This is a genomic window from Streptomyces sp. CA189, from assembly GCF_056428985.1.
Window position 1 is genome coordinate 50,920 of the sequence record NZ_JBWJVM010000041.1, and the last position, 25,567, is coordinate 76,486.

Sequence of the window (25,567 nt, forward strand, 5' to 3'; positions counted from 1 at the left end):
ACCCTAATGGTTGTACGGGCCAACTGGGTTGCGTACGGCGGGATTCGGCCGCTCGGCCCCGTCGGCCGCCATCAGCCCTGCCGGCTGCTCTCGTCGCGCAGCCAGGTGGAGAAGTCCCCGGCACGGACGGCCTTGCGGGCTCCCCGGCGGGCCGCGAGGGCCGCCACGACGAACACCACCACGCCGGGGAGCAGCCGCGGCTGGGCCCGGAGCAGGGCGCGCAGGTCTCCCGTACCGGTGCGCGCGGACGGTTGGGGCTCCGCGGGTCCGGAGGCCCGCGCGGCCTGGAACCGCTCCAGCTCGGCGGAGGAAGTCGCCGCCCGCACCCGGCGTTTGATCAGGTCGCCCCAGGTGCGCGGCGGCAGGACCACGACCCTGGCCGACTCCACCACCCGGCGCTCTCCCGGCGCGAAGGCCAGGGAGGCGGCCAGGTCGTCGGCCATCAGCGGCGGCAGGGCGGCGAGCCGGGTGTGCCCCGGTTCGGACACCGCGATGACCCCTCGCCCGAACAGCCCCTCGCGGACGGCCGGCAGCAGTTGCCAGACCCGGTAGTAGGCCCGGACCGGCCAGGCGCAGCCGGTAAGCGGAATGTCCCGGCCGGGGGCCGCGGCGAGGAGGGCCGGGGCGGTGGCGAGGGCGTCGGCCAGGGCCCGTACATCGGCGGCGCCGACCACCACGTCGGCGTCCACGTAGAGGCGCGGGAAGCCGCGGGCGTGCTCGTCGCCCACCCGAAGTGCCCGGTGCTTGGAGGGAGTCGGGATCTCCACCACCCGTACGCGGGGCCCTCGGGCGGTGGCCACCGCGGCGGTGTCGTCCGTACAGCCGTTGCACACCACGACGATGTCGGGTCCCGCGGCCGGGGCCTCGGACAGGAGCGCGTCGAGGAGCCGGCCGATGACCCGGCCCTCGTTGTGGGCCGGGATCACGATGCTGGTCACCCCGGAAGTATGCATGCTCGAACGCCCGTACCGACCGTTTCCTCCAACTCTCCCCGGGGGTAGGCCCGGTGGTCTAGATTGAACGCAGCCGACCGGATTCGGCGTGCTTCGGCAACGCCGTGATCCACGCTGTAGTCCAGTCGGCGCAGGGTAGTTGGGGCAGGTTACGGGTTCGGCGGCTTGGGGGAACAGGCCGCCTGTCCGTGGCCGGCCGGCGCGAGGGGTGCCGGACGGCCGGGGGGCGGAAGTACGTGGAACACGTACGGCATCGGTCGTGGGGGCCATCACCGTCGGGCGGGTCACGCACGGGTCGCGCAGGCGCCCGGCATTGGCCTCGACGGCACCCCCTTCCTTCGCACGCGTCCCGGCCATGGGTCGTCGACACGCCCGCGGGCGTGCGCGGAAGGAAAGGGAACGCTGTGAAGGACACCGCGAAGGACGTCGGGCGGGACGCCGCAGACGCAGGTGCGGGCGCAGGTGCGGGACGGACCGAGCCGTTAGGGGTCGCCGTCGTCGGGGCCGGCTACTGGGGTCCCAACCTCGTCCGCAACTTCCAGTCCAGTCCGGAGTTCCAGCTCCGCTGGCTCTGCGATCTGAACGTGGACCGGGCCCGACAGGTGCTCGGCGGGTACTCGACCGTCCAGGCGACCGCGGACTACGCGGCGGTCCTGGCCGACCCCGCCGTCGAGGCCGTCGCCGTGGCCACCCCGGCCGGCACCCACCTCGACGTCGCCCTGGCCGCCCTGCGCGCGGGCAAGCACGTCCTCGTGGAGAAGCCGCTCGCCGCCACCTACGAGGACGGACTGCGGCTGGTGAACGAGGCCGAGGAACGCGGCCTCACCCTGATGTGCGACCACACCTACTGCTACACCCCGGCGGTGGCCCGCATCCGGGACATGGTCCGCTCCGGCGAACTCGGCGACATCCAGTTCGTGGACTCGGTGAGGATCAACCTCGGACTGGTGCAGAAGGACATCGACGTCCTGTGGGACCTGGCCCCCCACGACCTCTCGGTCCTCGACTTCATCCTCCCGGACAACGTCCACCCGGTGGCCGTGGCCGCGCACGGAGCCGACCCGATCGGGACCGGCCAGTCCTGCGTGGCCTATCTGACGCTCCAGCTCAACACCGGCGCCATCGCGCACGTGCACGTCAACTGGCTCTCCCCGGTGAAGGTCCGCACGACGATGGTCGGCGGCTCCAAGCGCACCCTGGTCTGGGACGACCTCAACCCCACGCAGCGGGTCGCGGTGTTCGACCGCGGGGTCGACCTCGCGGCCCCGCAGGAGATCGGCGCGGACGAGCGCCGCGACATGCTCGTCTCCTACCGGACCGGCGACATGGTGGCCCCCGCGCTCGGCGAGAAGGAGGCCCTGCGCAGCATGGTCGAGGAGTTCGCCGCGTCGATCAGGACGGGGCGGCCGCCGCTGACCGACGGCCGGGCGGGACTCCAGGTCCTCGACATCCTCGAAGCGGCCTCCCGGAGCCTGGAGTTCAAGGGTGCCGTCGTAGGACTGCGCACCGGCCGTTGAGCGTTGAGGACGCCGCCCGGGCCGCGTGCGGCGCGCCGGGCACCGCAGGGAACACGATGACCGACTCAGTAGGGGCAGGGCGTTGAGCAGCGTACGAGGCAAGAGGATTCTGGTCACCGGCGGAGCGGGCACGATCGGCTCGCACCTGGTGGACCTGCTGGTGGACAACGGGGCACGCGAGATCGTCGTGCTCGACAACTTCGTACGGGGACGCACCGCCAACCTGGCCCGCGCCCTGCCGAGCGGCGTGGTGAACCTGGTCGAGGGCGATATCCGGGACATATCCGCCGTGCGCAAGGCGACCGAGGGGGCCGACCTGGTCTTCCACCTGGCGGCGATCCGGATCACCCAGTGCGCCGAGGAGCCGCGGCTCGCCAACGAGGTGATGGTCGACGGGACGTTCAACGTGCTGGAGGCCGCCGAGGCCGCCGGCGTGGGCAAGGTCATCGCCTCGTCCTCGGCCTCGGTCTACGGCATGGCGGAGTCCTTCCCGACCACCGAGCGCCACCACGCGTACAACAACGACACCTTCTACGGTGCCGCCAAGGCCTTCAACGAGGGCGTGCTGCGCAGCTTCCACGCCATGTACGGGCTGGACTACGTCGCGCTGCGCTACTTCAACGTGTACGGCCCCCGAATGGACATCCACGGGCTGTACACCGAGGTGCTGATCCGGTGGATGGAGCGGATCGCCTCGGGCGAACCGCCGCTGATCCTCGGCGACGGAACCCAGACCATGGACTTCGTCGACGTCCGGGACATCGCCAGGGCCAACCTGCTGGCCGCCGAATCGGACCTGACCGACGAGGTGTTCAACGTCGCGAGCGGCTCCGAGACCAGTCTGCTCGACCTGGCGAACGGCCTTCTGGAGGCCATGGGAGCCGAGGGCCTGGCACCGGAGCACGGACCGGCCCGCGCCGTGAACGGGGTGACCCGCCGGCTCGCGGACACCTCGCAGGCCGCCGCCCGCCTCGGCTTCACGGCCGAGATCGACCTGCGCAGCGGGCTGCGCGACCTGGTGGACTGGTGGCGGGCCGAGCGCGCGGAGGCCGCGGGCGACGCCGTCGCCACGGAGACCGGCCGATGAGCGCCCAGGCCGCCGCGGCTGCTGCCGCCGCGCCCGCTGCCGCCGCGGCTCCCGCCCGCATCCCCGTCATGATCCCGTGGCTCGGTGAGGACGAGGCGCGGGCCGCGGCCGACGCGGTCCTGTCCGGCTGGGTGGCCCAGGGCCCCCGGGTCGCGGAGTTCGAACGGGCCTTCGCCGAGCGGGTGGGCGCGGAACACGGCATCGCGGTCAGTTCGTGCACCACCGCCCTGCACCTGTCGCTGATCGCGCTGGACCTCGCACCGGGCGACGAGGTCGTCGTCCCCTCGCTGTCCTTCATCGCCACGGCCAACGCGGTGCGCTACGTGGGCGCGCACCCGGTGTTCGCGGACGTCGAGGAGGCCACCGGGAACCTGACCCCGGCCACCGTGGACGCCGTCCTCACCCCGCGCACCAAGGCGGTGATCGCCGTCCACCAGGGCGGGGTCCCGGCCGACGTGCACGCCCTGCGCGCCTTCTGCGCCGACCGGGGCCTCGCGCTGGTGGAGGACGCGGCCTGCGGCATCGGCGCCACCGTCGGCGGCAAGTCGGTCGGCCAGGGGGCACTGCTGGCCGCCTGGTCCTTCCACCCCCGCAAGGTGATCACCACCGGCGAGGGCGGCATGGTGACCACGGACGACGCGGCCTGGGCGGAGCGGCTGCGCCGGCTGCGCGAGCACGGCATGAACGTGTCCGCGGCGCAGCGGCACGCGAGCAGCAAGCCGATCGCCGAGAGCTACCTGGAAGTCGGCTACAACTACCGGATGACCGACATCCAGGCGGCGGTCGGCCTGGTGCAACTGGGCAAACTGGACGAGATCGTGGCCCGCAGGCGGTTCCTCGCCGCACGGTACGCGCAGCTCCTCGCGGGTGTCCGGGGCCTGACCCCGGTCCGGGACCCCGGTCACGGCGAGGGCAACTTCCAGTCGTACTGGGTGCTCCTGGCCGAGGACTTCCCCGTCGGCCGCGACGAGCTGCTCGCGGTGCTGGCCGAGGCCGGGATCTCGGCCCGGCGCGGGATCATGGCCTCCCACCTGGAACCGGCGTACGCCGGGCACGGTGCGGCGGCGCTGCCGGTGACCGAGCGGATCACCCGCGACTCGCTGATCCTGCCGCTGTTCCACACCATGACCGAGGAGCAGCAGGACCGGGTGGTGGCGGTGCTGCGCGCACGGGCCGACGTCGGATGAGCGGGCCGCACGGTCCCGCCCACGAGGACGCGGCGACTGAAAACCTGCTGATCGTCGGCGCGGGCGGGTTCGCCCGGGAGACCGCCCAGGCCGTACGGGACGCGGCCGCCGCCGACCTGGTGGCGGGCCGGGTCCCGCGGTGGCGGCTCGCCGGGCACCTGGACGACGATCCGGCCCTGCACGGCCTGGACGTCGACGGCGTCCCCGTCCTGGGCGGCACCGCCCTGGTGCACGAACACCCGGCCGCCCGCGTGGTGGTCTGCGTCGGCAGCCCCCGCGACTACGGGGTGCGGGCCCGCCTGGTGCGGCGCCTGGCGCTGCCCGAGAGCCGGTACGCCACCGTGGTGCACCCCACGGCGGCGCTCTCGGGGTCCTCGGTCCTCGGCCCGGGCACGGTGCTGCTCGCGCACAGCGTGCTGACCGCGGCGGTACGGGTGGGGTCCCACGTGGCGGTCATGCCCCACGTGGTCCTCACCCACGACGACGAGGTCGGGGACTTCGCCACCCTCGCCTCCGGGGTCCGCCTCGGCGGCGGGGTCCGGCTGGGGCGCGGGGCCTACGTGGGCGCCGGCGCACTGGTGCGGGAGTACACGAAGGTCGGCGCCTGGTCGCTGACCGGGATGGGAAGCACGGTCCTGGCCGATGTGCCGGCCGGCGAGGTGTGGGCCGGAACCCCCGCCCGCCGGCTGCGGGAGGCGGGGGGCCCGGCGCTCGACGAGCTGCGGGCCGATGAGTTGGAGACCGGCCGGAGGCCGGAGACACGGATGGGGAGCACAGCCGGATGAACCAGATACCGCTCGTGGACCTGAAGGCCGCGCACGCCGAGGTCGCGGAGGAATTACGCGCGGGGTTCGACCGCGTGCTGGCCGACACCGCCTTCATCGGCGGCGAGGAGGTCCGGGCCTTCGAGCGCGAGTACGCGGCCTTCGCCGGGGTCGGGCACTGCGTCGGCGTGGCCAACGGCACGGACGCGCTGGAACTGGCTCTGCGGGCGAGCGGGGTGGGCGTCGGCGACGAGGTCGTGCTGCCCGCGAACACGTTCATCGCCACCGCCGGCGCCGTCGCCCGGATCGGGGCCCGCCCGGTGCTGGCCGACTGCCTCCCTGACAGCCTGCTGCTGGACCCGCAGGCCGCGCTCGACGCGGTCACCCGGGCCACCCGCGCGGTGGTACCCGTCCACCTGTACGGCCAGTGCGCCGACACCGCCGGTCTGGCCGCGGGCCTGCCCTCGTACGCCAGGCTGGTCGAGGACGCCGCGCAGAGCCAGGGCGCCTCCCGCGAGGGCCGCACCCCCGGGAGCGGCGGGATCGCCGCGACCAGCTTCTACCCGGGCAAGAACCTGGGCGCCTACGGCGACGCCGGCGCGGTGGTGACCGACGACGAGGAGGCCGCCGACTTGGTCCGGGCGCTGGCCAACCACGGCGGCGTAGCCAAGTACCGGCACGACGTGGCCGGGTTCAACAGCAGGCTCGACGGTCTGCAGGCCGTGGTGCTGCGGGCCAAGCTGGCCCGGCTCGCCGAGGGGAACGAGGCCCGCCGGGCCGCTGCCGCCCGCTACGACGGGCTGCTGGGAGACCTGGCGGCCACCGGACGCCTCACCCTGCCGGTCACGGCGCCGGGCAACGTCCACGTATGGCACCTCTACGTCATCCGGGTCAGCGGTGCGGACCGCGACGCGGTCGTCGGCAAGCTCAACGCGGAGGGCATCGGCGCCGGCGTGCACTATCCGGCCCCGGTCCACCTCACCCCGGCCTTCGCCCACCTCGGCCACGGCCGCGGGGCCTTCCCGCACGCCGAGCTGGCCGCCGACCGGATGCTGTCCCTCCCGCTCTTCCCGCAGATCACCGCCGCCCAACAGCAGCGGGTCGTGGACGCGCTCTCAGCAGCTCTGCGCTGACGCCCGGCGTCGACTCACAAAGCCCACCCCAAAAGAGGTACGGATGAACAGACGGACAAGGCTGCTGCGGTACGGGCTCTACACCGTGGTGGCGGCCCTGATGGCGGCGGCGCTGCCGCCATCGGTGGCGGTCGCGGCGGACCCGTGCGGCCCCGGCTCCAACGCGATCGTGTGCGAGAACTCCAAGGCGGGCACACCGATGTCCGACTGGTTCGCACCCAGCGCCTATGGTGACATCAAGGGTTTCCCGGCCAAGGAGAGCGTGCAGGCGGGCGAGACCCTGCAGTTCAAGATCCAGTCGCCGACGGCGTACAAGGTGTCGGTCTACCGCCTGGGCCACTACGGGGGTGACGGGGCCCGCCTGATGTCGACCCCCGCCCAGGCCGCGCAGACGTACCCGGCGAACTTCCCGCAGGGGGGAAACCCGCAGAGCTGCACCACCAAGCCCTCCACCGGCCTGGTCGACTGCGGCAACTGGCCGGTCACCTCGACGTGGACGGTGCCCGCCGACGCGGTCTCCGGCCTTTACATAGCCAACTTCGACCAGGCGGACGGCAACGGGGTCATGCCCTACCCGTTCGTGGTCCGCAACGACGCCAGCCACTCCGACATCGTCGTGCAGACCAGCGACCAGACCTGGCAGGCGTACAACAACTACGGCGGCCAGGACCTGTACGACGGCGGCGGACCCGCGCCCGACGGCCGTGCCTACGAGGTCAGTTACAACCGGCCGATGGACATCGGCGGGGAGAACGGGATCTACGGATCCGAGTACCAGATGGTCGCCTGGCTGGAGCGCAACGGCTACGACGTCAGCTACATGTCGGGCATCGACATGTCGACCAAGGGCGCCACCCAGCTCCAGAACCACAAGGTGTTCATGTCCTCGGGACACGACGAGTACTGGACCCAGGAGCAGTTCACCAACGCTCTGAACGCACGTCACGCGGGCGTCAACCAGACCTACTTCGCCGGCAACGAGGTCTTCTGGAAGACCCGGCTGGCTCCCAGCATCGACGGGTCCAACACGGCCGACCGGACCCTGGTCTGCTACAAGGAGACCAAGCTCTCCTTCCCGCAGCCCAACGGCATCCCCGACCCGAGCGGGATCTGGACGGGCACCTTCATGGACCCGGCCAGCGCCACGAACGGCCGGCCCTACCAGCCGCAGAACCAGCTCACCGGTTCGCTGTTCAGCGTGAACGGCTACCGCAGCGACGCGATCACCGTCCCCGGCGCGTACGCCAAGATGCGGCTGTGGCGCGGTACCACCGTCGCGAACCTGACCCCGTCCCAGACCGCCACCTTCCCCGTCGGTACGCTCGGCTACGAGTGGGACAGTGACGTGGAGGACGCGGCGCGCCCGCCCGGGCAGATCGCGATGTCGTCCACCACGGTGGACATCAACGACGGCAAGTACCGCCTGGACTACGGGAACACGTACGGCAACGGGACCGCGACGCACAGCCTGGTCGCCTTCCGGGACCAGATCTCGAACGCCCTGGTCTTCGGCTCCGGCACCGTGCAGTGGTCCTGGGGCCTGACCAACATGCCGACCGGAAACCCGGACGACGCGGTGGTCACCGAGGACAAGCGGATGCAGCAGGCGACGGTGAACATCTTCGCCGACATGGGGGTCCAGCCCAAGTCCCTGCAGAGCAACCTGCTGGTGGCCACCGCCTCCACGGACACCACCGGCCCGGTCATCACCGTGACCAGCCCCGCGGCGAACGCCACGGTGCCCGCCCTGCGGCCGGTGACCGTCACGGGCACCGCCACCGACAGCGGCGGCGGGGTCGTGGCCCGCGTGGAGGTCTCCACCGACGGCGGAACCACCTGGAAGGCCGCCACGGGCGTCGGGTCCTGGAGCTACACGTGGACTCCGAACACCCCCGGTTCCGCGCAGATCAAGGTCCGCGCGGTGGACGACAGCGTCAACATCGGCGCCACCACCACCGTGGCGCTGACCGTGGGACCCCAGCAGTGCCCCTGCACCGTCTGGCCCGCCGCGGCCGTACCCGGCACCGTCAACGCCGGTGACGGAAGTTCCGTGGAACTCGGCGTGAAGATCCGCTCCTCGGTGCCCGGTTCGATCACGGGCGTCCGCTTCTACAAGTCCCCGGCCAACACCGGCACCCACACGGGCAGCCTGTGGAGCAGCTCCGGCCAGCGCCTGGCCACGGGCACCTTCACCAACGAGACGGCGTCGAGCTGGCAGCAGCTCAACTTCTCCTCGCCGATCCCCGTCAAGGCGAACACCACCTACATCGCCTCCTACTTCGCCCCCAACGGCGGGTACTCCTTCGACACCACCTTCGCCTCCTCCGCCGCGGGGCTGGCCCCGCTCACCGCGCTGAAGAGCGGTACCGACGGCGGCAACGGCGTCTACCGCTACAGCGGCACCGGCGGGTTCCCGTCCACCGCCTCCTCCGGCAGCAACTACTGGGTCGACGCGGTCCTGGACACCGCCACCGCGAGCACCACGCCCCCGACCGTCACCTCGACCACCCCGCAGTCGGCGGCGACCGGCACCGCGATCACCACGCCGGTGAAGGCCACCTTCAGCACGGCCGTGGACATGGACACCCTGGTGTTCACCCTCAAGGGCCCCGGCGGCGTCAACGTCCCGGGCAGCAAGGTCCTCGACGTGTCCAACAGCGCCACCTTCACCCCGTCCTCCGAACTGGCGCTGAACACCACCTACACGGCATCGGTGCAGGCCGCCGACCTGTGGGGCAACGCCATGGCCGCGCCGGTCACCTGGACCTTCACCACCAGCGCGACCCCGCCGACGGTGACCTGCCCCTGCACCCTGTGGGGTCCGAACGCCACCCCGACCACCGCCAACGTCGGCGACGACACCAACTCCGTGGAACTGGGCACCCGTTTCCAGTCCACGGTCGCGGGCTACGTCACCGGCGTCACCTTCTACAAGGGCCCCGGGAACACCGGAACGCACACCGGCAGCCTGTGGACCGCCACCGGCACGCTCCTGGCCACCGGAACCTTCGGCAGCGAGACCGTGTCCGGCTGGCAGCAACTGCACTTCACCACCCCGGTGGCCATCACGGCGAACACCGAGTACGTGGCCTCGTACCACGCGCCGAACGGCAAGTACTCCGTGGACGGCGGCTACTTCACGGCCGCGCACCGCTCCTATCCGCTGGTGGCCCCGGCGAGTGGCAGCGGCGGCGGACCGGTCACCGGCAACGGGCTCTACAAGTACGGGGCGGCCACGGTCTTCCCGAACAACACCTTCGGCTCGGTGAACTACTGGGTCGGCCCGGTGTTCACCACCACGGCCCCCGTCGCGCCCCAGCAGGGGTCCACGGAGGTGTCCGGCCAGTGAGCACCGTCAGCGTGGTGATCCCCTGCTACAAGTACGGCCACTTCCTGGCCGACTGCGTCAAGAGCGTCCTGGACGAGCAGGAGGGCGTGGACGTGCGGGTACTGATCATCGACGACGCGTCCCCCGACGACTCCGCGGAGGTCGCCCGCGCCCTCGCGGCGGCCGACCCCCGGATCGAGGTCCGGGTCCACGAGAAGAACCGGGGGCACATCGCCACCTACAACGAGGGCCTGCTGGAGTGGGCGGACGGGGACTACGTCGCCCTGCTCTCCGCCGACGACCGGCTGGTCCCCGGCGCCCTGGTGCGCGCCGCGGCCCTGCTCGACGCCCACCCGGAGGCCGGATTCGCCTACGGCAGGCCGCTGCGGTTCCAGCACGGCGGGCCGCTGCCCGAGGCCCGTACCCGGAGCACCGGCTCGGTGGTATATCCGGGGCGGTGGTGGCTGGAGCGGCGCTTCCGGGAGGGCACCGGGTGCATCACCTCACCCGAGGTGGTCGTGCGCACCAGCCTCCAGCGCAAGGTCGGGGGCTACGACCCGGACCTTCCGCACGCCGGGGACATCGAAATGTGGATGCGGCTCGCGGCCCACGCCGACGTGGGCTACGTCCGGGGCGCCGACCAGGCCTTCTACCGGGTCCACGGCAACAACATGTCCACCACGGACTTCGGCGGGCAGCTCGACGACCTGCGCCAGCGCCTCGTCGCCTTCGACTCGGTGCTGGAGAAGTGCGGCGGCCTGCTCCCGGAGGCGGGCCGGCTGTCCACCGCGGCCCGCACCCGGCTCGCCCGGTACGCCCTGCGGCGTGCCTACCGGGCCTACGACCGCGGGCGCACCGGGGTGGTCCCGGTCGAGGAGCTGGAGGCCTTCGCCGCCGAGTGCCTGCCGCAGTACACCTCGCTCGCCGAGTACGGGGCGCTGCGCCGGCGGCGGCGGATCGGGGCCCGCGTGATGCCGTACCTCCAGCCGCTGGTGCTCTCGGCCGTCGCCGACCGGGGACGCGAATGGCTCTGGTGGCAGTCCTGGAAGCGCCGAGGGATCTGATGACACCGCACCACCGCCCCGTACCAGGGGCGTTGGCGGCCGGGCGGCCCGCTGTCTCAGCGGGCCGCCGCGGCCGCGGGCTCGGGGCGCCCGTCCCGCTGCGGCCCGCTGCTTCCGGCGTCGGCGCGTGCGCGCCGGCGCCGGGCGCGGCCCGCCAGGAAGTGATCGGTCCACAGGGCGCAGGCCACCCCGGCGACCAGGGCCAGTACCGCCGTTCCGGCCAGTCCGCGGCTCTTCGTCCCGGTCAGCGCCACCGAGGAGGGCGGCACGAGAACGGTGACGCTCATCCGGCCCGCCGCCGGGATCCGCTGCTCGGCCTGCATGTCCGCGAGGTGCTTTCCGTAGACCTCGACGACTGCTCGCACCGAACGGTCGGCCGTGGCCGGGTCCGTGTGCTCCGCCTGGATCTGGAGGGAGGGGATCAGATAGCGCGGGGTGACACTCGTACCGCTGTTGCGCGGGATCAGCCGGTAGGTGCCCGCCACCCCGGCGGCGCGCAGTTCGGCCTCCCCGTCGGAGGAGTCCAACTGCTGTACGGCGGCGAGGGAGACGGCGGCCAGCGGCGGCTGCAGATTGGCGAGCTGGTTCGGCTGGTTGCTGGTCACCGGCGGCTTGAGCACGACGATCGCGGTGCTCACGTAGGTCGTGGTGGGACGGAGCACCTGGAGCGCCCCGGCGGCCGCGAGCACTGCCGCCAGGACCAGCACGTACCAGCGGCGGCGCAGCGTGCGGAACAGCTCACCAGGCGACACAGGATTCCTTCCGTCGTGTTCGATCTTCCCAGGACGCCGGGCAACACGCCAACGGTTCCAGGGCAGTTGCGAGGGAGCGTTCGTGAACATCGGTGAGATAGGAGCGGTACTGCGGCGCCGCTGGTACGTCATGGCGCCCCTGACGCTGTGCGGAGTCCTCGCGGGCGCGCAGCTGTACCAGTCGGTCCCGGTGTCGTACCAGTCCCAGAGCTCGGTGGCCCTGCTCGACTCCACGGCCGTCGCCGAACTGGCCCCCGCCTTCGGCAACCCCATCGCGAACGCGGGCGGTTCGCTCGTGGTGACCGCCGACGTCCTCATCAGGACCCTGTCGGGCGCCGACGCGGCGCGGGACCTGCACGGCCTCGGGGTGACCGATCCCTACACGGTCGGCTTCGCCGCGAACGCCTCCGGCCCGATGCTCACGCTGACGGTCACGGGCACCAACCGGGAGAACGTGCTCAAGGAGACCAGCACGCTCACCGACTTCGCCGGGGAGCAGCTCAACGCGCTCCAGGCGGCGGCCAAGGTACAGCCCGCGTACTTCGTCCAGACGGCCCCCGTGGTATTGCCGCAGACCCCGAAACCACAGCTCAAGACCCGCTACCAGCAGGTACTGGCCGTGATCATCGCCGGCCTGGTCGCCGGTTTCACCGCCTCCTTCGTCCTGGAGAGCCTGCTGGCGGGCCGCCGGCGACGGCGCGAGGCCGCCGAGGCCGCGGCCGGTACGGCCACGAGGCGCGCGCGCAGGCGGACACGCCACCGCGAGCTGGACGCCACCGCGCTGCTCACCGGCTATCTGGGGCTGGCCTTCTTCATCCCCTCGAACCTGACCCTGCCCGGCCTGGGCGGCGTGGGCACCCCGGCCAACGTCTTCGCGCTCCTGGCCCTGTTCTGGTACCTGGCGACCTGGCTGACCGGCCGGATCAGACCGGCACCCGGCACCCGGCTGCCCCGGGTCGCGATGTGGCTGCTAGCCGTCTCGGTCCTGGCCTCGTACCTGGCGAACGCCTCCCGGGGAAGCTCCCACAAGGAGGTGCTGGGCGCCGACCGGGGGCTGATCGGACTGCTGGTCTGGGTATCGCTGGTGGTGCTGATCTCCGCCGGGATCCAGGACCGGACGCGCCTGGACGTGCTGTTGCGGCGGGCCGTCGTGATGGGGGCCGTGGTCGCCGCCATCGGCTACTACGACTTCTTCACCGCGACGAACATCGCCGAGAAGATCAGCATCCCGGGGCTGCAGTCGAGTGTCGCCCAGATCACCACCCTGGACCGCGGGGCGTTCACGAGGCCGCGCTCCACCACCGCGCAGCCGCTGGAGTTCGGCGGCATGCTCGCCCTGCTGCTGCCCTTCGCGATCCAGCAGGCCTTCGATCCGGTCCGGGCCCACCTCAGCCGCTGGCGCCGCTGGGCGCCGGTGGCGCTGATGGGCGGCGCCCTGCCGCTGACGGTGTCGCGGACCTCCATCATCGGGGCCCTCATCGTGGTGCTGGTGATGGTGCCGAGGTGGAAGCCGCAGCGCCGCTGGACCACCTTCGGCCTGCTGCTCGGCTCGGTGGCCGTCTTCAAGGTGCTCGTCCCCGGACTGATCGGCACCATCACCACGCTCTTCGCGTCCTTCGTGTCGAACTCCGACAGCAGCACCCAGGCCCGCACGGTGAAGTACAGCGCGATCGTGCCCTACCTGGAGGAACGCCCGCTGTTCGGCCGGGGCCTGGGCACCTTCACCCCGGACCTGTACTTCTTCACCGACAACCAGTACATGCTCACCCTGGCGGAGATGGGCCTGCTGGGTCTGCTCGCCCTCCTGGCGCTGTTCCTCACCGGAATCCACCAGGGCGGTGCGATCCGCCGTCTCGCCGCCGACGAGTCCGACCGGGAGCTCGGCCAGGCGTTCTTCGCCTCGGCCCTCGTCGCCCTGGTCAGCGCGGCCACCTTCGACGCCCTCAGCTTCCCGATGTTCGCCGGGATGTTCTTCCTGACGATCGCCGCCGGCGGCAGCTACCTCGGCTTCATCCGGCGCGCAGCGCCGCCCGAGCCCCGAACCGTGGAGTCCCCATCTCATCCGACAGCACAGCTTCCGACAGCACAGCTTTCGACGGCACAGCTTCCAGCCCCTCAGCCGCCCGTCGCCCGGACCAGCCGGATGCGGGCGGCCCCGTAGCCGTCGTCGTCGTCACCTGGAACAGCGCCCGGGTGATACCCGAGTTCCTCGCCTCCCTGCCGCAGGGTATGGCCGGGGTCGACTGGCGGCTGGTCGTCGCCGACAACGACTCCGCCGACGACACCGTGGACCTGATCCGGTCGCTGGCCCCCGGGGCCACGGTCGTCCAGACCGGCCGCAACGCCGGCTACGCGGCCGGGGTGAACGCCGCCCTGGGGGCAGCCGCCGGATGGGACGGCGGCTTCCGCGCCGCCCTGGTGTGCAATCCGGACATCCGGATGCGGCGGGGCTGCGCGCAGCTGCTCGTCGGCGCGCTCGGCGACCCCGTGGCCGGCGGGGGCCGGGTGGGGATCAGCGTCCCGCTGCTGTACGAGGAGGACGGGACGCTCCACTACTCGCTGCGCCGGGAGTCCCGGGTGACCCGCGCCCTGGGCGAGGCCGTGATAGGCAACCGTCGCGCCGGACGCTTCCCGCGATGGAGCGAGCTGGTCACCGATCCCTCGGCGTACGGCCGCAAGACGGTCGCCGACTGGGCGACCGGCGCGCTGATGGCGCTCTCCCAGGAGTGCCTGGAGGCCTGCGGAGCCTGGGACGAATCGTTCTTCCTGTACTCGGAGGAGACCGAGTACTGCCTGCGCGCCGGAGACCGCGGCTTCGCCACCCGCCTCGAACCGGCCGCCTCGGCCGTGCACCTCGGCGGGGACTCGCAGGTCTCCCCGCGCCTGTGGACCCTGCTGACCCTCAACCGCGTACGCCTCTACGGCCGCCGCCACTCGGCGCCGGCCACCGCGGCCTTCCGCGCGGCGGTGCTGCTACGGGAGACCTCCCGGGCGGCGCTCGGCCGCCCGGCGAACCGGGCCGCGGCGCGGGCCCTGGCGAGCCGCACCGCGCTGCGCGCCACGCCGGGACCCTGACCGGGACGGCTCAGGCGGCGGGGGCCGGACCCGTGGGCGCCGGACCGGTGGGCTCCGGTCCGTCCCAGGCGGTGTAGAAGCTCTCCGGGTTGACCAGGTAGCGGACGGTCGGCCGGGGCAGGTGGCGGACCTCGTGGCGCCGGCTGTAGCGGCGTACCAGCTCCCAGTCCTCGCGGGGCAGGACCTCGGGGGTCCGCCGCAGCCGGCTGAAGTACAGGGCCGGGGTGCGGCGCGCCACGAAGGCGTTGGTGTCGAGGAAGGCCTCGTGCGCGCAGCGGCGGCGGTCGAAGGGCACCGACAGCACGTCCCGCTGGGATCCGTCGGGGAGCATCCTGCGCAGCGCCGTGTACACCGCGTCCGGCCCGCCGGGGGACTCCAGGACCGTCAGGGCCTGTTCCAGATGGTCCGGCTCCCACAGGTTGTCGTCGTCCAGGAAGGCCACGTACCGCGAGCGGCTCAGCCGTATCCCCACGTTGCGCACCACTCCGGCCGTGGCCGTGTTCCGGGCCAGGGACACCGCGAAGAGCCTCGGATCCGAGGGGAGTTCGGGCAGCCCCGCGCCGTCGTCCACGACGAGGACCACCTGGTCCGCCACGGTCTGCGCCAGCACCGAGCGCACCGCCGCGCGCAGGGCCTCGGGGCGCCGGTGGGTGGCGATCACGGTGGCGACCAGCGCGGACGGCGGCCGACCGAGGAGCGCCCCGAGCCTGCTGGTCTCCGCGTTCTCGAAACGGCGCAGCCGCACGGCGGAGGGGGCCAGCAGGAGCTTGTTCCTGGCCTCGAAGAGCACCAGCCAGCCGAAGGCCCGCTTGAGCAGCTCCCAGGGGGCCCGGGCGATGCGGCGCATGTCGTGTCCTCTCGGTGCTCAGGGGGAGGGCTCGGGTACGACGGGCCGCCCGTCCGACATGCGGTTTCCGCGCCACACGTTCCCCGCGCCGCCCGCGTTCCACGCGGCGACCGCCCCGTAGAGCCCGCTGTGCGGGTGGTACTGCGTGGAGAACACGTTGTCCGTGACCTGGATGCCGGTGGCTCCCGGGCCGCCGCCGTAGAGCGCGTACGCCCCTCCGGCCAGCCAGTTGTCGTCGACCACCACGTTGGAGACGACACCGGTGTCGGCGAAGAGCCCGAGCGCGGCGCTGGCGCCCTTGTCGATCGGGACGGAGTTCAGCAGCGTGTTGTGGCGGACCGTCAGGCGGCCCTTGTTGCCGCCGCCGCTGATCACGGCATCGGTGTGCTGCCACTCCCCGCCCAGATTGCGGAAGGCGACGATGTCGTGCACGTAGTTGTCGTGCAGATTGCCCTGGCCCATGGACAGGGCGTTGCCGAACACCGAGATGTCGCACCAGCCGACCTCGACGGAGCTCTCGCCCATGTTGGAGACCGCGTAGTTGACGCCGCCGTTGTCGGGGCCCTTGCCCGGCAGGGCGGTGATCGTGGTGTGCAGGACCCGCAGGCCCTTGAAGCCCGGACGGAGGTTGATGCCCCACCAGTTGGTCGAGGTGATCCTGCTGTCGATGACGGTGACGTTGTCGGCGTAGACGTCCAGCGAACCACGGATGTCCCAGCCCTTGATGACCATGCCGTCGGTCTTGACCGACATGTTCCCGATGTCGTGCCGCTCCAGCGCGATCCGGGGACCGGTGGAGCGCGCGTCGGGGAAGCCGCAGGCGCCGGGCGAGGTGGCGTTGCAGGCGGGGCCCGGTGCGGGCGGCGCACTGCTGCCCGGCGGGGGAGTGGGCGAGGGGGCGGCGGAGGTCGCGGAAGGGCTCGGGGCGACCGGAGCGGACGGCGAGACGGAGGGCTCGACGGGCACGGGCAGGGGAAGGGGCTTCTCCTCGCCGGGGCATTCGAGGGCGCTCTCCGGGCAGGATCCGGCCGCGGGCTCGCTGCGGCCCGTCCGCTCGGCCTGGTAGAGGGTCAGGGCGGCGACCAGTAAGAACCCGGCCAGCAGCCAGGCCCACAACCGTTTGCCAACGCGTGCCATGGTGTCAGTCCTTCATCGTCGTGGCCGCGGCGGCCGGCGTGGTGCCGCGCAGGAACCCGAGGCTGGGCAGGACGCACACGGCGTAGCACAGGGTGCCGGCGGCCGCGGTCGTGAGGAGCGCGAGGACGCCGTCGCCGAGGAGCCGTTCCAGACCGAGGACCACGGCCGTCATCGCGGCGCCGCCCAGGAACGGCCAGGCGCAGGCGCGCGCCACGGTGCCCAGCCCGACGCCGCCCCGGTGCAGGGCGAAGAGGAACACCGGCACCACGACGGCCCCGGCGACCAGGACGTGGCCCTGGGCTACCCCCTCGATCCCGCCCGCTCCGGCGCCGGCCACCAGCACCGGGACCAGGACGGCGAGCCACAGCCCCTGGACCCCGATGAGGGAGCGGCGGCGGCCGATGGCCACCAGGCAGTCGTAGGCCAGCTCGCAGCCGATCCGGACCAGTCCGAGCCCCATCAGCCACGGCAGCGCGGCGGCGGCGGGCAGCCAGCGCGCCCCGTAGACGAGCTCCACGATCGGCCCGGCGAGGGCGGCCAGCAGCACGCAGAGCGGGACCGTGGCCGTCATCACGACGCCGAGGGCCCGGCCGAATCCGCCGGCCAGTGCTCCCGGCCCACCTCCGGTCTCACTGTCGGCCAGCCGGGAGAACCCGGCGAAGGAGACCCGGCGGGCCGCCTCGGAGATGATGCGCACGGGCCAGCCGGAGATGTTGAAGGCGAGCACGTAGAAGCCGAGGGCCAACTGGTCGAGGGAGGAACCCACCACCATGGTGTCCACGTTGACGACCCCGAGCGCGAGCATGCTGGCCCCGGCGAGCGGGAGCCCGAAGCGCAGCAGGGCCCGGGCCTGCTCCCGGTCCCAGCCGAACCTCAGGGTGCCGGGCGCGGCCAGGCAGCAGCCGATGAGCGCGGCCACGTTGCCCGCGACGGAGCCCCAGGCGAAGCTCATCGCACCCCAGCCCTGGACGGCCAACAGCAGGGTGACCGCGGTGCTGAGGACGAAGTTGACGGCGTCGATGGCCATCCGCCGGCCCTGCTGGAACTCCCGGGTGAGGAAGCCGGCGGGCACCTGCGAGAGCCCGTCGAGGACCACGCACACGCACATCACGCGCAGCACGCCCGAGGCCTCGGGCGAGCCGAGCACCCCGGCCACCGCGGGGGCCGCCGCGAACAGGCCCGCGTACAGCAGCAGGCTGGAGACGGCGCTCAGCGTGAGGACCGTCGGGGCGAAGCGGCGGGGGTCGCCCTCCCAGCGCACGATGGCCAGGGAGACCCCGAGCTCGTTCGCGGAGAGCAGGACCAGCAGGACCGTCTGGGCGATCCCGTAGACCCCCCAGGCCTCGGGGCCGAGGAAGAAGCGGGCGAGGATGATGCCGGTGACGAAGTTGCCCAGCCGCATCACCATGGTGTTGACCAGGCTCCAGCGGGCGGCGGAACCCACCTTGCGCCCCAGCGACGGCGCCTCGGACGGGACCGTGGACGGGATCTCGGGCGGATCCTCGGGCGGGTCCTGGGTCCCGGTGTCCGTGGTGGGGGCGGTCACGGCGATGCCTTGGAGCGGAAGGCCGACGGGGGCAGGACCTTGAGCGCCATCGTCGCCGTGGGGTCGGCGGCGCCGGTGTGGTGATCGCCGGTGCCGGGACCGGGGTGCTCGGGCGGACCGGGGTCGGCCGCCCCGGGCTTGCGCCGGCCGGGCTTGTCGGCCTTGCGGCGCCGGGCCTCGACGAAGAAGGTGGCCACCAGACTGAGTACGAAGCCCAGCGCCGCCGCCATGACCAGGTACTGGAGCCGGGTCTTCGTCTGCGCCTCCGGCTTCTGCGGAGGCACGATCGTCGCCATGCGGATCATGGCCTCCGGGGTCACCGACTGCTGGGCCTGGAACTCCAGGAGCCGCTTCTCGGCGTACGCGGTGAAGAGCTGGTCCGACTTCAGGACGGCGGCCGGGTCGGTGCCGGTGACGCTCAGCCACATGAAGGGCCCCTGGGCGTTGTCGGCGATCTTCGCCTCGTACACGCCGGTGAGTCCCTGGGCCTTGAGGTCGGCCTTGGAATCGTCCGAGTTCAGGTTGCGGGCCAGCCCGTCGGCCATGCCGGTGAGCGACGCCTGGGTGCTCAGGAACGGGTTGCCGTCGAAGGCGACCGTGGCCTTCTTCGAGTTCAGGAGGGTCACCGTGCTCTGCGACCGGTACTCCACCGGGACCAGCAGGTACACGCCGGTGATGAGCGCGGCCGTGAGCAGCAGCCCGGGCAGCAGCACGTACCAGCGCCTGCGCATGACCCGCCAGATCTCCGCGAGGTCCATCAGCCTTCTTTCGATCCAGGTGGAACGGGGGTGGAAACGGTGCTGTGACCGGAAAGGTTCACCGTGTCACGGCGCCCGGCACGGCACCTCGCCGCGTTGTCGGACCACGACGGTACGTCCAGTACGAGTCGCGGTCCTCCGCCTTGCGATGCACCGCACCGGACACCGCGACCCGGCAAAAAAACCTTTCCGGCCACAGCACTAGACGACGGGCGCGGTGCCCGGGACGAGGTCGGTGGGCCGCGGCCGGGTCGCCGCGCTCCCGCCCTCCAGGAGCACCTGCGCGATGCGCTCGCTCGCGCGGCCGTCCCACAGCTCGGGGCAGCGGGGCGCGGGCGGATCGTCGAGCACCCGGTGCACGGTGGCCGTGATGCGGTCCGGGTCGGTGCCCGCCAGGACGTTGGTGCCCTGCTCGACGGTGATCGGGCGCTCGGTGTTCTCCCGGAGGGTCACACAGGGCACGCCGAGCGCGGTGGTCTCCTCCTGGACGCCCCCGGAGTCGGTGAGCACCACGCGGGCGGAGTCCTGCAGGGCGATGAAATCGAGGTATCCGGCAGCCGGCACCAGCCGGATGCCGCCCGGTACACCGATCTCGGCCAGCCGCTCGGCCGCCCGCGGGTGCACGGGGAGCAGCAGCGGGCAGCGGCCCGCGATCTCGCCCAGCGCCTTCAACAGGCCGCGCAGGGCGTCCGGATCGTCCACGTTGGCCGGCCGGTGCAGGGTGACCAGGCCGTAGCCGCCGCGGGTGAGCCCGTAGCGGTCGAGGACGTCGGAGCTCCGGGCCCGCTCCAGGTTGGCCAGCAGGGTGTCGATCATGACGTTGCCGACGACGTGGATCTGGTCCTCCCGGTACCCCTCCGACCGCAGGTTCGCGGCGGCGTCGGGGGAGGGGGCCAGCAGATAGTCGCTGATCCGGTCGGTGGCGACCCGGTTGACCTCCTCGGGCATGCTCCAGTCCCGGCTGCGCAGACCCGCCTCCACGTGGGCCAGCAGCGGGCCGGCCTTCGCGGTGACCAGGGCGCAGGCCAGGGTGGAGTTGATGTCGCCGACCACGACGACCGCGTCCGGGGCCACTTCGTCGAGCAGCGGCTCGAAGGCCTCCATCACCCGGCCGGTCTGCCGGGCGTGGCTGCCGGACCCGGCTCCCAGATAGCGGTCGGGCGAGCGGATGCCGAGGTCGCGGAAGAAGACGTCGTTCATCGACTCGTCGTAGTGCTGGCCGGTGTGGACGAGGACGACCTCCGCGCCGCGGGCCTCCAGGGCGTCCATCACCGGTTTGATCTTCATGTAGTTGGGCCGGGCCCCGGCCACGCAGATGATTCTGGGCACGGAGTCAGAGCACCTCCACCATGGGTCCCGACAGCCGGTTGCGGCAGTCGAGGATCAGCGAGGCGTGCTCGGTGATCATCGGGTAGTCGAAGGAGTCGTGGTCCGTGAGCAGCACGACCACGTCGGCGGCGGCCAGCTCCTTGCGGGTCGGCTCCACCCGGGAGAGGCGGGCGTCGACCTTGATGCTCTCCACCACGTGGGGGTCGGCCGCGCGCACCTTGGCGCCCATGTCCAGGAGCAGTTGGGACACGCGGACCGCCGGAGACTCCCGGGCGTCGCCGGTGTTCTTCTTGTACGCCAGTCCCAGGAGCAGGATCCGGGAGCCGTTGACCGAGCGGCGCTTGGCGTTGAGCGCGTCCATGACGCGGCGCGCCACGTACTCGGGCATGTGGCTGTTGATGTCGTTGGCCAGCTCCACGAAGCGGAAGTTCTGACCGAGCTCGCGCTGCACCCGCCACGACAGGTACGAGGGGTCGATGGGCAGGCAGTGCCCGCCGACGCCGGGGCCCGGGGTGAACTTCATGAAGCCGAACGGCTTGCTGGAGGCGGCCTCGATGGTCTGCCACACGTCGATGTCGAGGTGGCGGGCGAACATGGCTATCTCGTTGACCAGGGCGATGTTCACGTGCCGGAAGGTGTTCTCCAGCAGCTTCGCCAGCTCCGCCTCCTTGGGGGAGCGGACCGGCACCGTGGTGTCGACGAGGCCCGCGTAGAAGGTCTCCACGGCCTTCAGCGAGAGGGCGTTGACGCCGGAGACCACCTTCGGCGTCTGCTGGAAGCCCCAGACCTTGTTGCCGGGGTCGATGCGCTCGGGGCTGTAGCCGAGGTGGAAGTCCACGCCGGCCGTGAGACCCGAACCGTCCTCCAGGATCGGGCCGAACAGCTCCTCGGTGGTGCCCGGGTAGGTGGTCGACTCCAGTACGACGGTGGCTCCCGGCCGCAGGAAGCGGGCCAGGGTGTGCGCGGACTCCTCGATGTAGCGCAGGTCGGGGGCGCCGTCCTGCAAGGGGGTCGGAACGGTGACGACCGCGACGTCGAAGCCGCCGCAGTCCCGGGCCTGGTCACTGGCCTGGTACGTGCCCAGCTCCAGCGCCCGGCTCAGCCGTGCGGAGGAGACGTCCTCCACGTACGACTCGCCGGCGGCGAGGCTCTTGACCCGCCGCGTGTCCACGTCGTAGCCGACCACCTGGTGTCCCACCTCGGCGGCCCTGACGGCCAGCGGAAGGCCGACGTATCCCTGTCCCACGACGACGACGCGCATCAGTGACTCCTGTTCGCGGAACCGGCAGACGGTGTGGACGGTGTGCGGCGGATGAGTTCCCGGACCGTCATGAGGAGGAAGGCAGCATTGGTGGTGAGGTAGCGCTTGCCGAGGCGGCGCGGTTCCTGGAGGGTCCGGTAGAACCATTCGAGCCCCATCCGCTGCCAGACCAGGGGGGCGCGCTTGGTGATGCCGGCCAGGATGTCGAAGGAGCCGCCGACGCCGTGCACCACGTGGGCGCCGGTGCGCTCGCCGTAGCCGGCGGTGAAGATCTCCTTCTTGGGCGAGGTCATGCCGAGGAACAGCATCCGGGCACCGCTCCCGGCCACCGCGTCGGCGATCTCGCCCTGTTCGGAGTCCTCGAAGTAGCCGTTGCGGCTGCCGGCCACGCGCAGTGCGGGGAACCGCCCGGCGATCCGGCCGAGCATGAGGTCCAGCACGTCCTGCCGTGCGCCGAGCAAATAGACGGGGACCTCGGCGGTCTCCGCCGCGGCGAGCAGCCGCATGAACAGGTCGATTCCCGCGACCCGTTCGGGCAGCCGGACCCCGAGGATGCGGCCGGCCCACACCACGGCCTGGCCGTCGGCCAGGACGAGGTCGCAGCCGGCGACCGCCGCGGCGAGGCGGGGGTCGCGGCGCATGTTGACCAGCTTGGCGGCGTTGACCATGCCGATCTCGATCTGTTCACCGCGCTGCACGGCGTCGAGGCAGCGCTGGACCGTCTCGTCCATGGTCAGGGGGTCGAGTGCCACTCCGAAGAGCGACTGTCTGTGGTTCATCTCCCGAGCCCCCCGAGCCAGGCGTGGAGCAGCCAGCCGAACTCGTAGGGCCTGCACTCGCGGTCCACCGCCAGGGGGCGGAAGATCCGGTCGAGCGGGGCCAGCCGGGCGCGCGGGGCGACCCGGGTGGTGAGTCCGCGGGCGGCGCGCACGGCCTTGGCGGGATCGCCGCGATAGACCTTGCGCCAGGTGACCCCGTACTCCTCGCGGATCATGGGCTCGCGCGGGGTGCCGTCGGGCCCGCTGATCTCGGGCACCTCCGTCATCCAGCGCAGACCCCGGCGGATCTCCGCGCCGAAGTCCGTACCGCCGGCTTCGGCCAGGTCGAAGAGGGCCGTCGGGGCCATGGCGTGCTGGTGCACGCTGTAGACGGGGTAGCCCTCCACCACGCCGCCCGTCCGGGCGTCGTAGTGCCACCACCACTGTCCGCCGTCCCCCTGCAGGGCGCAGATCCGGGCGGCGCACGCGTCGGCGGCCGCGAGGGCCCGCGGGTCCGGGGCGCCGGCGTGCAGCCGGGCCAGCGCCTGGAGCGGATAGGTCTGGTCGGCGAAGCAGGCCACGTGGGAGCGGTAGCCGGAGACCAGCCCCGGCCCGGTGGCGTGCGGGAACAGCGGGCTGTCGCCGATCCTGGCCGCCAGCAGGCGGTCGCGCGCGGCCGCCAGCCGGTACTCGACGTCCACCGAAGTGCGGGCCGCGGTGAGCGCGGAGAGCACCCAGGCGGCTTCCACGGTGTACTGCGGACGTCCGGGGACGTCCAGTTCGGCCACCCGCGCCACGGCGTCCGCGAGCTTGGGGTGGCCGGTCTCGGCCGCGGCCCAGGCGATGAGCGCGGCGTCGCCGAGGTTGGTCACCGCGGGCAGCCGTTCCACCAGGAGCGCCGTGAACTCCCCGGCGCTGCGGCCGTCGAAGAGGGCGCGCTGCCGCTCCTCGGGGAGGAACCGCGCGCCCAGCACGGTGATGGCCGCGTACCGGGTGCTGGTACCGCGCCGTTCCACGCGCCTCACGCCGTAGGGGGAGACGGTCCCCACCCGGGTGAAGACGAAGGTCTCCGCGCCCGGCAGGTACATCTCGGGCAGCCCCGCCTCGGCCAGCGCGAGCAGCCGCTCGGCGAGGGCGTGCAGCGACGGGTCCTCGTGGGCCAGTGCTTCTAATCGTCTCGCGGTCACCGGTTCCCCACCCCGGTTCCCCGCGTATCCTGCTCGCCCTGTATGTCCGAGCTGTAGCCGTACGGCTCCAACACACCTACCCCCTCTGAATCGTTCCTAGGACAGACCCGGCGGTCGTCGTTCGGCGGAGGGGACTGCGCATGACGGTGCGCGTGCCTACGGATTGATCCCCCCGATGGCACGTGCGGTCCGGGCCCGCTGGATCCCCCTCCAGCGAAGTTCCGGATCGGGGCGCGCGCGAGACGGCGGCGGCGTACGGGCGCATGGTGCTGCGCCGGCCGCCACCTCGTCCGCGATTGCCCTCGTCGTGTACAACCCCCCACTGAACAAAGCCTGTTGCCTGCTCAGATCCCGTGTACAGGGACAAGGTATGCCCAAGGATGTTCATTGATTGTGGTTTTGAGGAAATGCCATTGACCCAAATTGCCGACGTTGCGTCAGGTGCGCTCGGCCAGGGTTCCGTCGGTCTCGACGTGCAGGGCGCCGGTGCGCGGGCACTCCCAGGTGCCCGGCTCGCCGTCGCGTTCCACCAGTCGGACGCCGGCCCGGCCCACCCAGCCGATCCGCCGGGCGGGCACCCCGGCGACGAGCGCGAAGTCCGGTACGTCCCGGGACACGACCGCGCCGGCCGCGACCAGGGCCCACCGTCCGATCCGCACCCCCGCGACGCACACCGACCGGGCGCCCAGGGACGCCCCCTCGGCCACCACGACCCCGGCCGCCTCCCAGTCGCCGCCGCGCTTCTGCCGGCCGTCGGGATCGACCGCCCGCGGGTAGAAGTCGTTGGTGAGCACCGCGGCCGGGCCGATGAACACCCCGTCGCCGAGTTCGGCGGGCTCGTAGACCAGCGCGTAGTTCTGCAGTTTGACGTTGTCCCCGATCAGCACGCCGGGGCCGACGTACGCCCCGCGTCCCACGATGCAGTCGCGGCCGAGCCTGGCGTCCTCCCGCACCTGCGCCAGATCCCAGATCGTGGTCCCCTCCCCGAGCTCGGCCGTCTCGTCGACCTGGGAGGAGGGTTGTATTCGGACACTCACGGGGTGGTCCCCTTACGGCTCGCGAGGCGTTCGGATGTACCTCGCATTGAGGTACGGAGGGAGCATATGCGGCATCGGGCCGGAGCGTCCTGGAGATCAACCGACTTTTCACACACCGGACTTGACGGGACCGCGGTCGGCCTCGGCCGGGCGGCTTAAGGTCGCCCGATCGCTTCCTTAAGCGGAACCTAAGGTTCGCGACCACCGTCCCGAATCGATCAAATGTCCGTTTCTTGGAGACTAGCGTGCTGCCGCACCCCGAACTCCCCAGCAATTCAGAGGCAGGCACGCGATGGGCAGCACGACCGGTCACCGGCGCAGGACGGGAAAGAAGGCGAAGGCCGCGGGCGGGACGGCGGTGGCGGTGCTGATCGGCGCGGCCGCCTTCGCCTTCACGGGTACGGCCCAGGCGGCCTCCGTCGGCGCGGTCTACACGAAGTCGAGCTCCTGGAGCGGCGGTTACACCGGCACGTACGTGATCACCAACAACAAGAGCCGGACACAGACCGGTTGGACCCTGGAGTTCGACCTGCCCGCGGGCACGACGCTCGACTCCCTGTGGAACGGCTCGCACACGGTCAGCGGCCGCCACGTCACCGTGAAACCGGAGGCATGGAACAAGGAGCTCGCCGCGGGAGCCTCCGTCACGATCGGCTTCGTCACGAGCGCGAGCGCACACCCCGGCAACCCGACGGGCTGCCGGATCAACGGAGCCACGTGCTCGCCGGACCAGGGCCCGACGCCTCCGCCGGGCGGCCGTCCCACCGGCGCTCCGACCACCGCGCCGACGCAGGCACCGACACCGACGGCCGGCACGAGCGCTCCCGCGACGACCGCGCCCTCGGGG

21 protein-coding genes are annotated in these 25,567 nt (G+C 72.1%); 10 read left to right on the plus strand and 11 right to left on the minus strand.

Annotated elements, in window-relative coordinates; genetic code table 11:
• Positions 1-71: 71 nt before the first annotated feature.
• Positions 72-938 carry a glycosyltransferase family 2 protein gene (locus AC061S_RS26770; RefSeq protein WP_478688434.1) on the minus strand — a complete coding sequence of 289 codons (867 nt, stop codon included), beginning with the start codon at positions 936-938 and terminating at the stop codon, positions 72-74.
• 419 nt (positions 939-1,357) lie between these two features.
• Between AC061S_RS26770 and AC061S_RS26775 the strand changes: the two genes are divergently transcribed.
• The 7 genes from AC061S_RS26775 (at position 1,358) to AC061S_RS26805 (ending at position 11,033) form a co-directional block, all read left to right on the plus strand.
• Positions 1,358-2,470: a Gfo/Idh/MocA family protein gene (locus tag AC061S_RS26775; protein WP_478688435.1), complete on the plus strand. Its 1,113-nt coding sequence runs from the start codon at positions 1,358-1,360 to the stop codon at positions 2,468-2,470.
• Positions 2,471-2,552: 82 nt separating this feature from the next.
• On the plus strand, positions 2,553-3,557 hold the full coding sequence (locus tag AC061S_RS26780; RefSeq protein WP_478688436.1) for an NAD-dependent epimerase/dehydratase family protein: 1,005 nt from the start codon (positions 2,553-2,555) through the stop codon (positions 3,555-3,557).
• Entirely contained in the window at positions 3,554-4,744 is a 1,191-nt protein-coding gene (locus AC061S_RS26785; RefSeq protein ID WP_478688437.1) for a DegT/DnrJ/EryC1/StrS family aminotransferase, read from the plus strand. Before AC061S_RS26780 ends, AC061S_RS26785 begins: the two co-directional genes overlap by 4 nt.
• Positions 4,741-5,529 (plus strand): NeuD/PglB/VioB family sugar acetyltransferase, encoded by a 789-nt coding sequence (locus AC061S_RS26790; RefSeq protein WP_478688438.1) that lies wholly within the window; start codon positions 4,741-4,743, stop codon positions 5,527-5,529. Before AC061S_RS26785 ends, AC061S_RS26790 begins: the two co-directional genes overlap by 4 nt.
• Positions 5,526-6,641, plus strand: coding sequence for a DegT/DnrJ/EryC1/StrS family aminotransferase (locus tag AC061S_RS26795; protein WP_478688439.1), 1,116 nt, complete (start codon positions 5,526-5,528; stop codon positions 6,639-6,641). Before AC061S_RS26790 ends, AC061S_RS26795 begins: the two co-directional genes overlap by 4 nt.
• A 43-nt stretch (positions 6,642-6,684) precedes the next feature.
• Positions 6,685-9,990, plus strand: a complete 3,306-nt coding sequence (locus AC061S_RS26800; RefSeq protein WP_478688440.1) for a DUF4082 domain-containing protein — start codon at positions 6,685-6,687, stop codon at positions 9,988-9,990.
• Positions 9,987-11,033 carry a glycosyltransferase family 2 protein gene (locus AC061S_RS26805; RefSeq protein ID WP_478688441.1) on the plus strand — a complete coding sequence of 349 codons (1,047 nt, stop codon included), beginning with the start codon at positions 9,987-9,989 and terminating at the stop codon, positions 11,031-11,033. Before AC061S_RS26800 ends, AC061S_RS26805 begins: the two co-directional genes overlap by 4 nt.
• A gap of 56 nt (positions 11,034-11,089) precedes the next feature.
• Here AC061S_RS26805 and AC061S_RS26810 read toward each other — a convergent pair whose 3' ends face one another.
• Positions 11,090-11,785 (minus strand): hypothetical protein, encoded by a 696-nt coding sequence (locus AC061S_RS26810; protein ID WP_478688442.1) that lies wholly within the window; start codon positions 11,783-11,785, stop codon positions 11,090-11,092.
• An 82-nt stretch (positions 11,786-11,867) separates the two neighbouring features.
• Here AC061S_RS26810 and AC061S_RS26815 point away from each other — a divergent pair, with 82 nt between their 5' ends.
• Together AC061S_RS26815 and AC061S_RS26820 are read left to right on the plus strand one after the other, a co-directional pair.
• Complete coding sequence (locus tag AC061S_RS26815; RefSeq protein WP_478688443.1) at positions 11,868-13,946, plus strand: O-antigen ligase family protein; 2,079 nt, start codon at positions 11,868-11,870, stop codon at positions 13,944-13,946.
• Positions 13,841-14,860, plus strand: coding sequence for a glycosyltransferase (locus tag AC061S_RS26820; RefSeq protein WP_478688460.1), 1,020 nt, complete (start codon positions 13,841-13,843; stop codon positions 14,858-14,860). Before AC061S_RS26815 ends, AC061S_RS26820 begins: the two co-directional genes overlap by 106 nt.
• 10 nt (positions 14,861-14,870) lie before the next feature.
• Here AC061S_RS26820 and AC061S_RS26825 read toward each other — a convergent pair whose 3' ends face one another.
• The 9 genes from AC061S_RS26825 to AC061S_RS26865 all read right to left on the minus strand — a co-directional run bounded on the left by AC061S_RS26825 (position 14,871) and on the right by AC061S_RS26865 (position 24,720).
• Positions 14,871-15,707 (minus strand): glycosyltransferase family 2 protein, encoded by an 837-nt coding sequence (locus AC061S_RS26825; protein WP_478688444.1) that lies wholly within the window; start codon positions 15,705-15,707, stop codon positions 14,871-14,873.
• 18 nt (positions 15,708-15,725) lie between these two features.
• Complete coding sequence (locus AC061S_RS26830; protein ID WP_478688445.1) at positions 15,726-16,844, minus strand: hypothetical protein; 1,119 nt, start codon at positions 16,842-16,844, stop codon at positions 15,726-15,728.
• 4 nt (positions 16,845-16,848) lie between these two features.
• A complete protein-coding gene (locus tag AC061S_RS26835; protein WP_478688446.1) occupies positions 16,849-18,390 on the minus strand; it encodes an oligosaccharide flippase family protein in 1,542 nt (513 codons plus the stop codon).
• A complete protein-coding gene (locus tag AC061S_RS26840; RefSeq protein ID WP_478688447.1) occupies positions 18,387-19,148 on the minus strand; it encodes a YveK family protein in 762 nt (253 codons plus the stop codon). Before AC061S_RS26840 ends, AC061S_RS26835 begins: the two co-directional genes overlap by 4 nt.
• Before the next feature lie 201 nt (positions 19,149-19,349).
• The gene (gene wecB / locus AC061S_RS26845; protein WP_478688448.1) at positions 19,350-20,477 is read right to left on the minus strand and encodes a non-hydrolyzing UDP-N-acetylglucosamine 2-epimerase; all 1,128 of its coding nucleotides are present in this window, start codon (positions 20,475-20,477) and stop codon (positions 19,350-19,352) included.
• Between the two features lie 4 nt (positions 20,478-20,481).
• Complete coding sequence (locus AC061S_RS26850) at positions 20,482-21,738, minus strand: nucleotide sugar dehydrogenase (RefSeq protein ID WP_478688449.1); 1,257 nt, start codon at positions 21,736-21,738, stop codon at positions 20,482-20,484.
• Positions 21,738-22,517: a WecB/TagA/CpsF family glycosyltransferase gene (locus AC061S_RS26855; RefSeq protein WP_478688450.1), complete on the minus strand. Its 780-nt coding sequence runs from the start codon at positions 22,515-22,517 to the stop codon at positions 21,738-21,740. Before AC061S_RS26855 ends, AC061S_RS26850 begins: the two co-directional genes overlap by 1 nt.
• The gene (locus AC061S_RS26860) at positions 22,514-23,683 is read right to left on the minus strand and encodes a hypothetical protein (RefSeq protein ID WP_478688451.1); all 1,170 of its coding nucleotides are present in this window, start codon (positions 23,681-23,683) and stop codon (positions 22,514-22,516) included. Before AC061S_RS26860 ends, AC061S_RS26855 begins: the two co-directional genes overlap by 4 nt.
• 437 nt (positions 23,684-24,120) lie before the next feature.
• A complete protein-coding gene (locus tag AC061S_RS26865; RefSeq protein ID WP_478688452.1) occupies positions 24,121-24,720 on the minus strand; it encodes an acyltransferase in 600 nt (199 codons plus the stop codon).
• A 292-nt stretch (positions 24,721-25,012) separates the two neighbouring features.
• Here AC061S_RS26865 and AC061S_RS26870 point away from each other — a divergent pair.
• A partial coding sequence (locus tag AC061S_RS26870) for a cellulose binding domain-containing protein (RefSeq protein ID WP_478688453.1) occupies positions 25,013-25,567 on the plus strand: 555 nt, incomplete at its 3' end.

Coding starts and splice junctions, on each gene's coding strand:
- AC061S_RS26785 (WP_478688437.1), top strand. CDS start 3,554: ATGAGCGCCCAGGCCGCCGCGGCTGCTGCCGCCGCGCCCGCTGCCGCC.
- AC061S_RS26790 (WP_478688438.1), top strand. CDS start 4,741: ATGAGCGGGCCGCACGGTCCCGCCCACGAGGACGCGGCGACTGAAAAC.
- AC061S_RS26795 (WP_478688439.1), top strand. CDS start 5,526: ATGAACCAGATACCGCTCGTGGACCTGAAGGCCGCGCACGCCGAGGTC.
- AC061S_RS26800 (WP_478688440.1), top strand. CDS start 6,685: ATGAACAGACGGACAAGGCTGCTGCGGTACGGGCTCTACACCGTGGTG.
- AC061S_RS26825 (WP_478688444.1), bottom strand. CDS start 15,707: ATGCGCCGCATCGCCCGGGCCCCCTGGGAGCTGCTCAAGCGGGCCTTC.
- AC061S_RS26830 (WP_478688445.1), bottom strand. CDS start 16,844: ATGGCACGCGTTGGCAAACGGTTGTGGGCCTGGCTGCTGGCCGGGTTC.
- AC061S_RS26840 (WP_478688447.1), bottom strand. CDS start 19,148: ATGGACCTCGCGGAGATCTGGCGGGTCATGCGCAGGCGCTGGTACGTG.
- AC061S_RS26850 (WP_478688449.1), bottom strand. CDS start 21,738: ATGCGCGTCGTCGTCGTGGGACAGGGATACGTCGGCCTTCCGCTGGCC.
- AC061S_RS26855 (WP_478688450.1), bottom strand. CDS start 22,517: ATGAACCACAGACAGTCGCTCTTCGGAGTGGCACTCGACCCCCTGACC.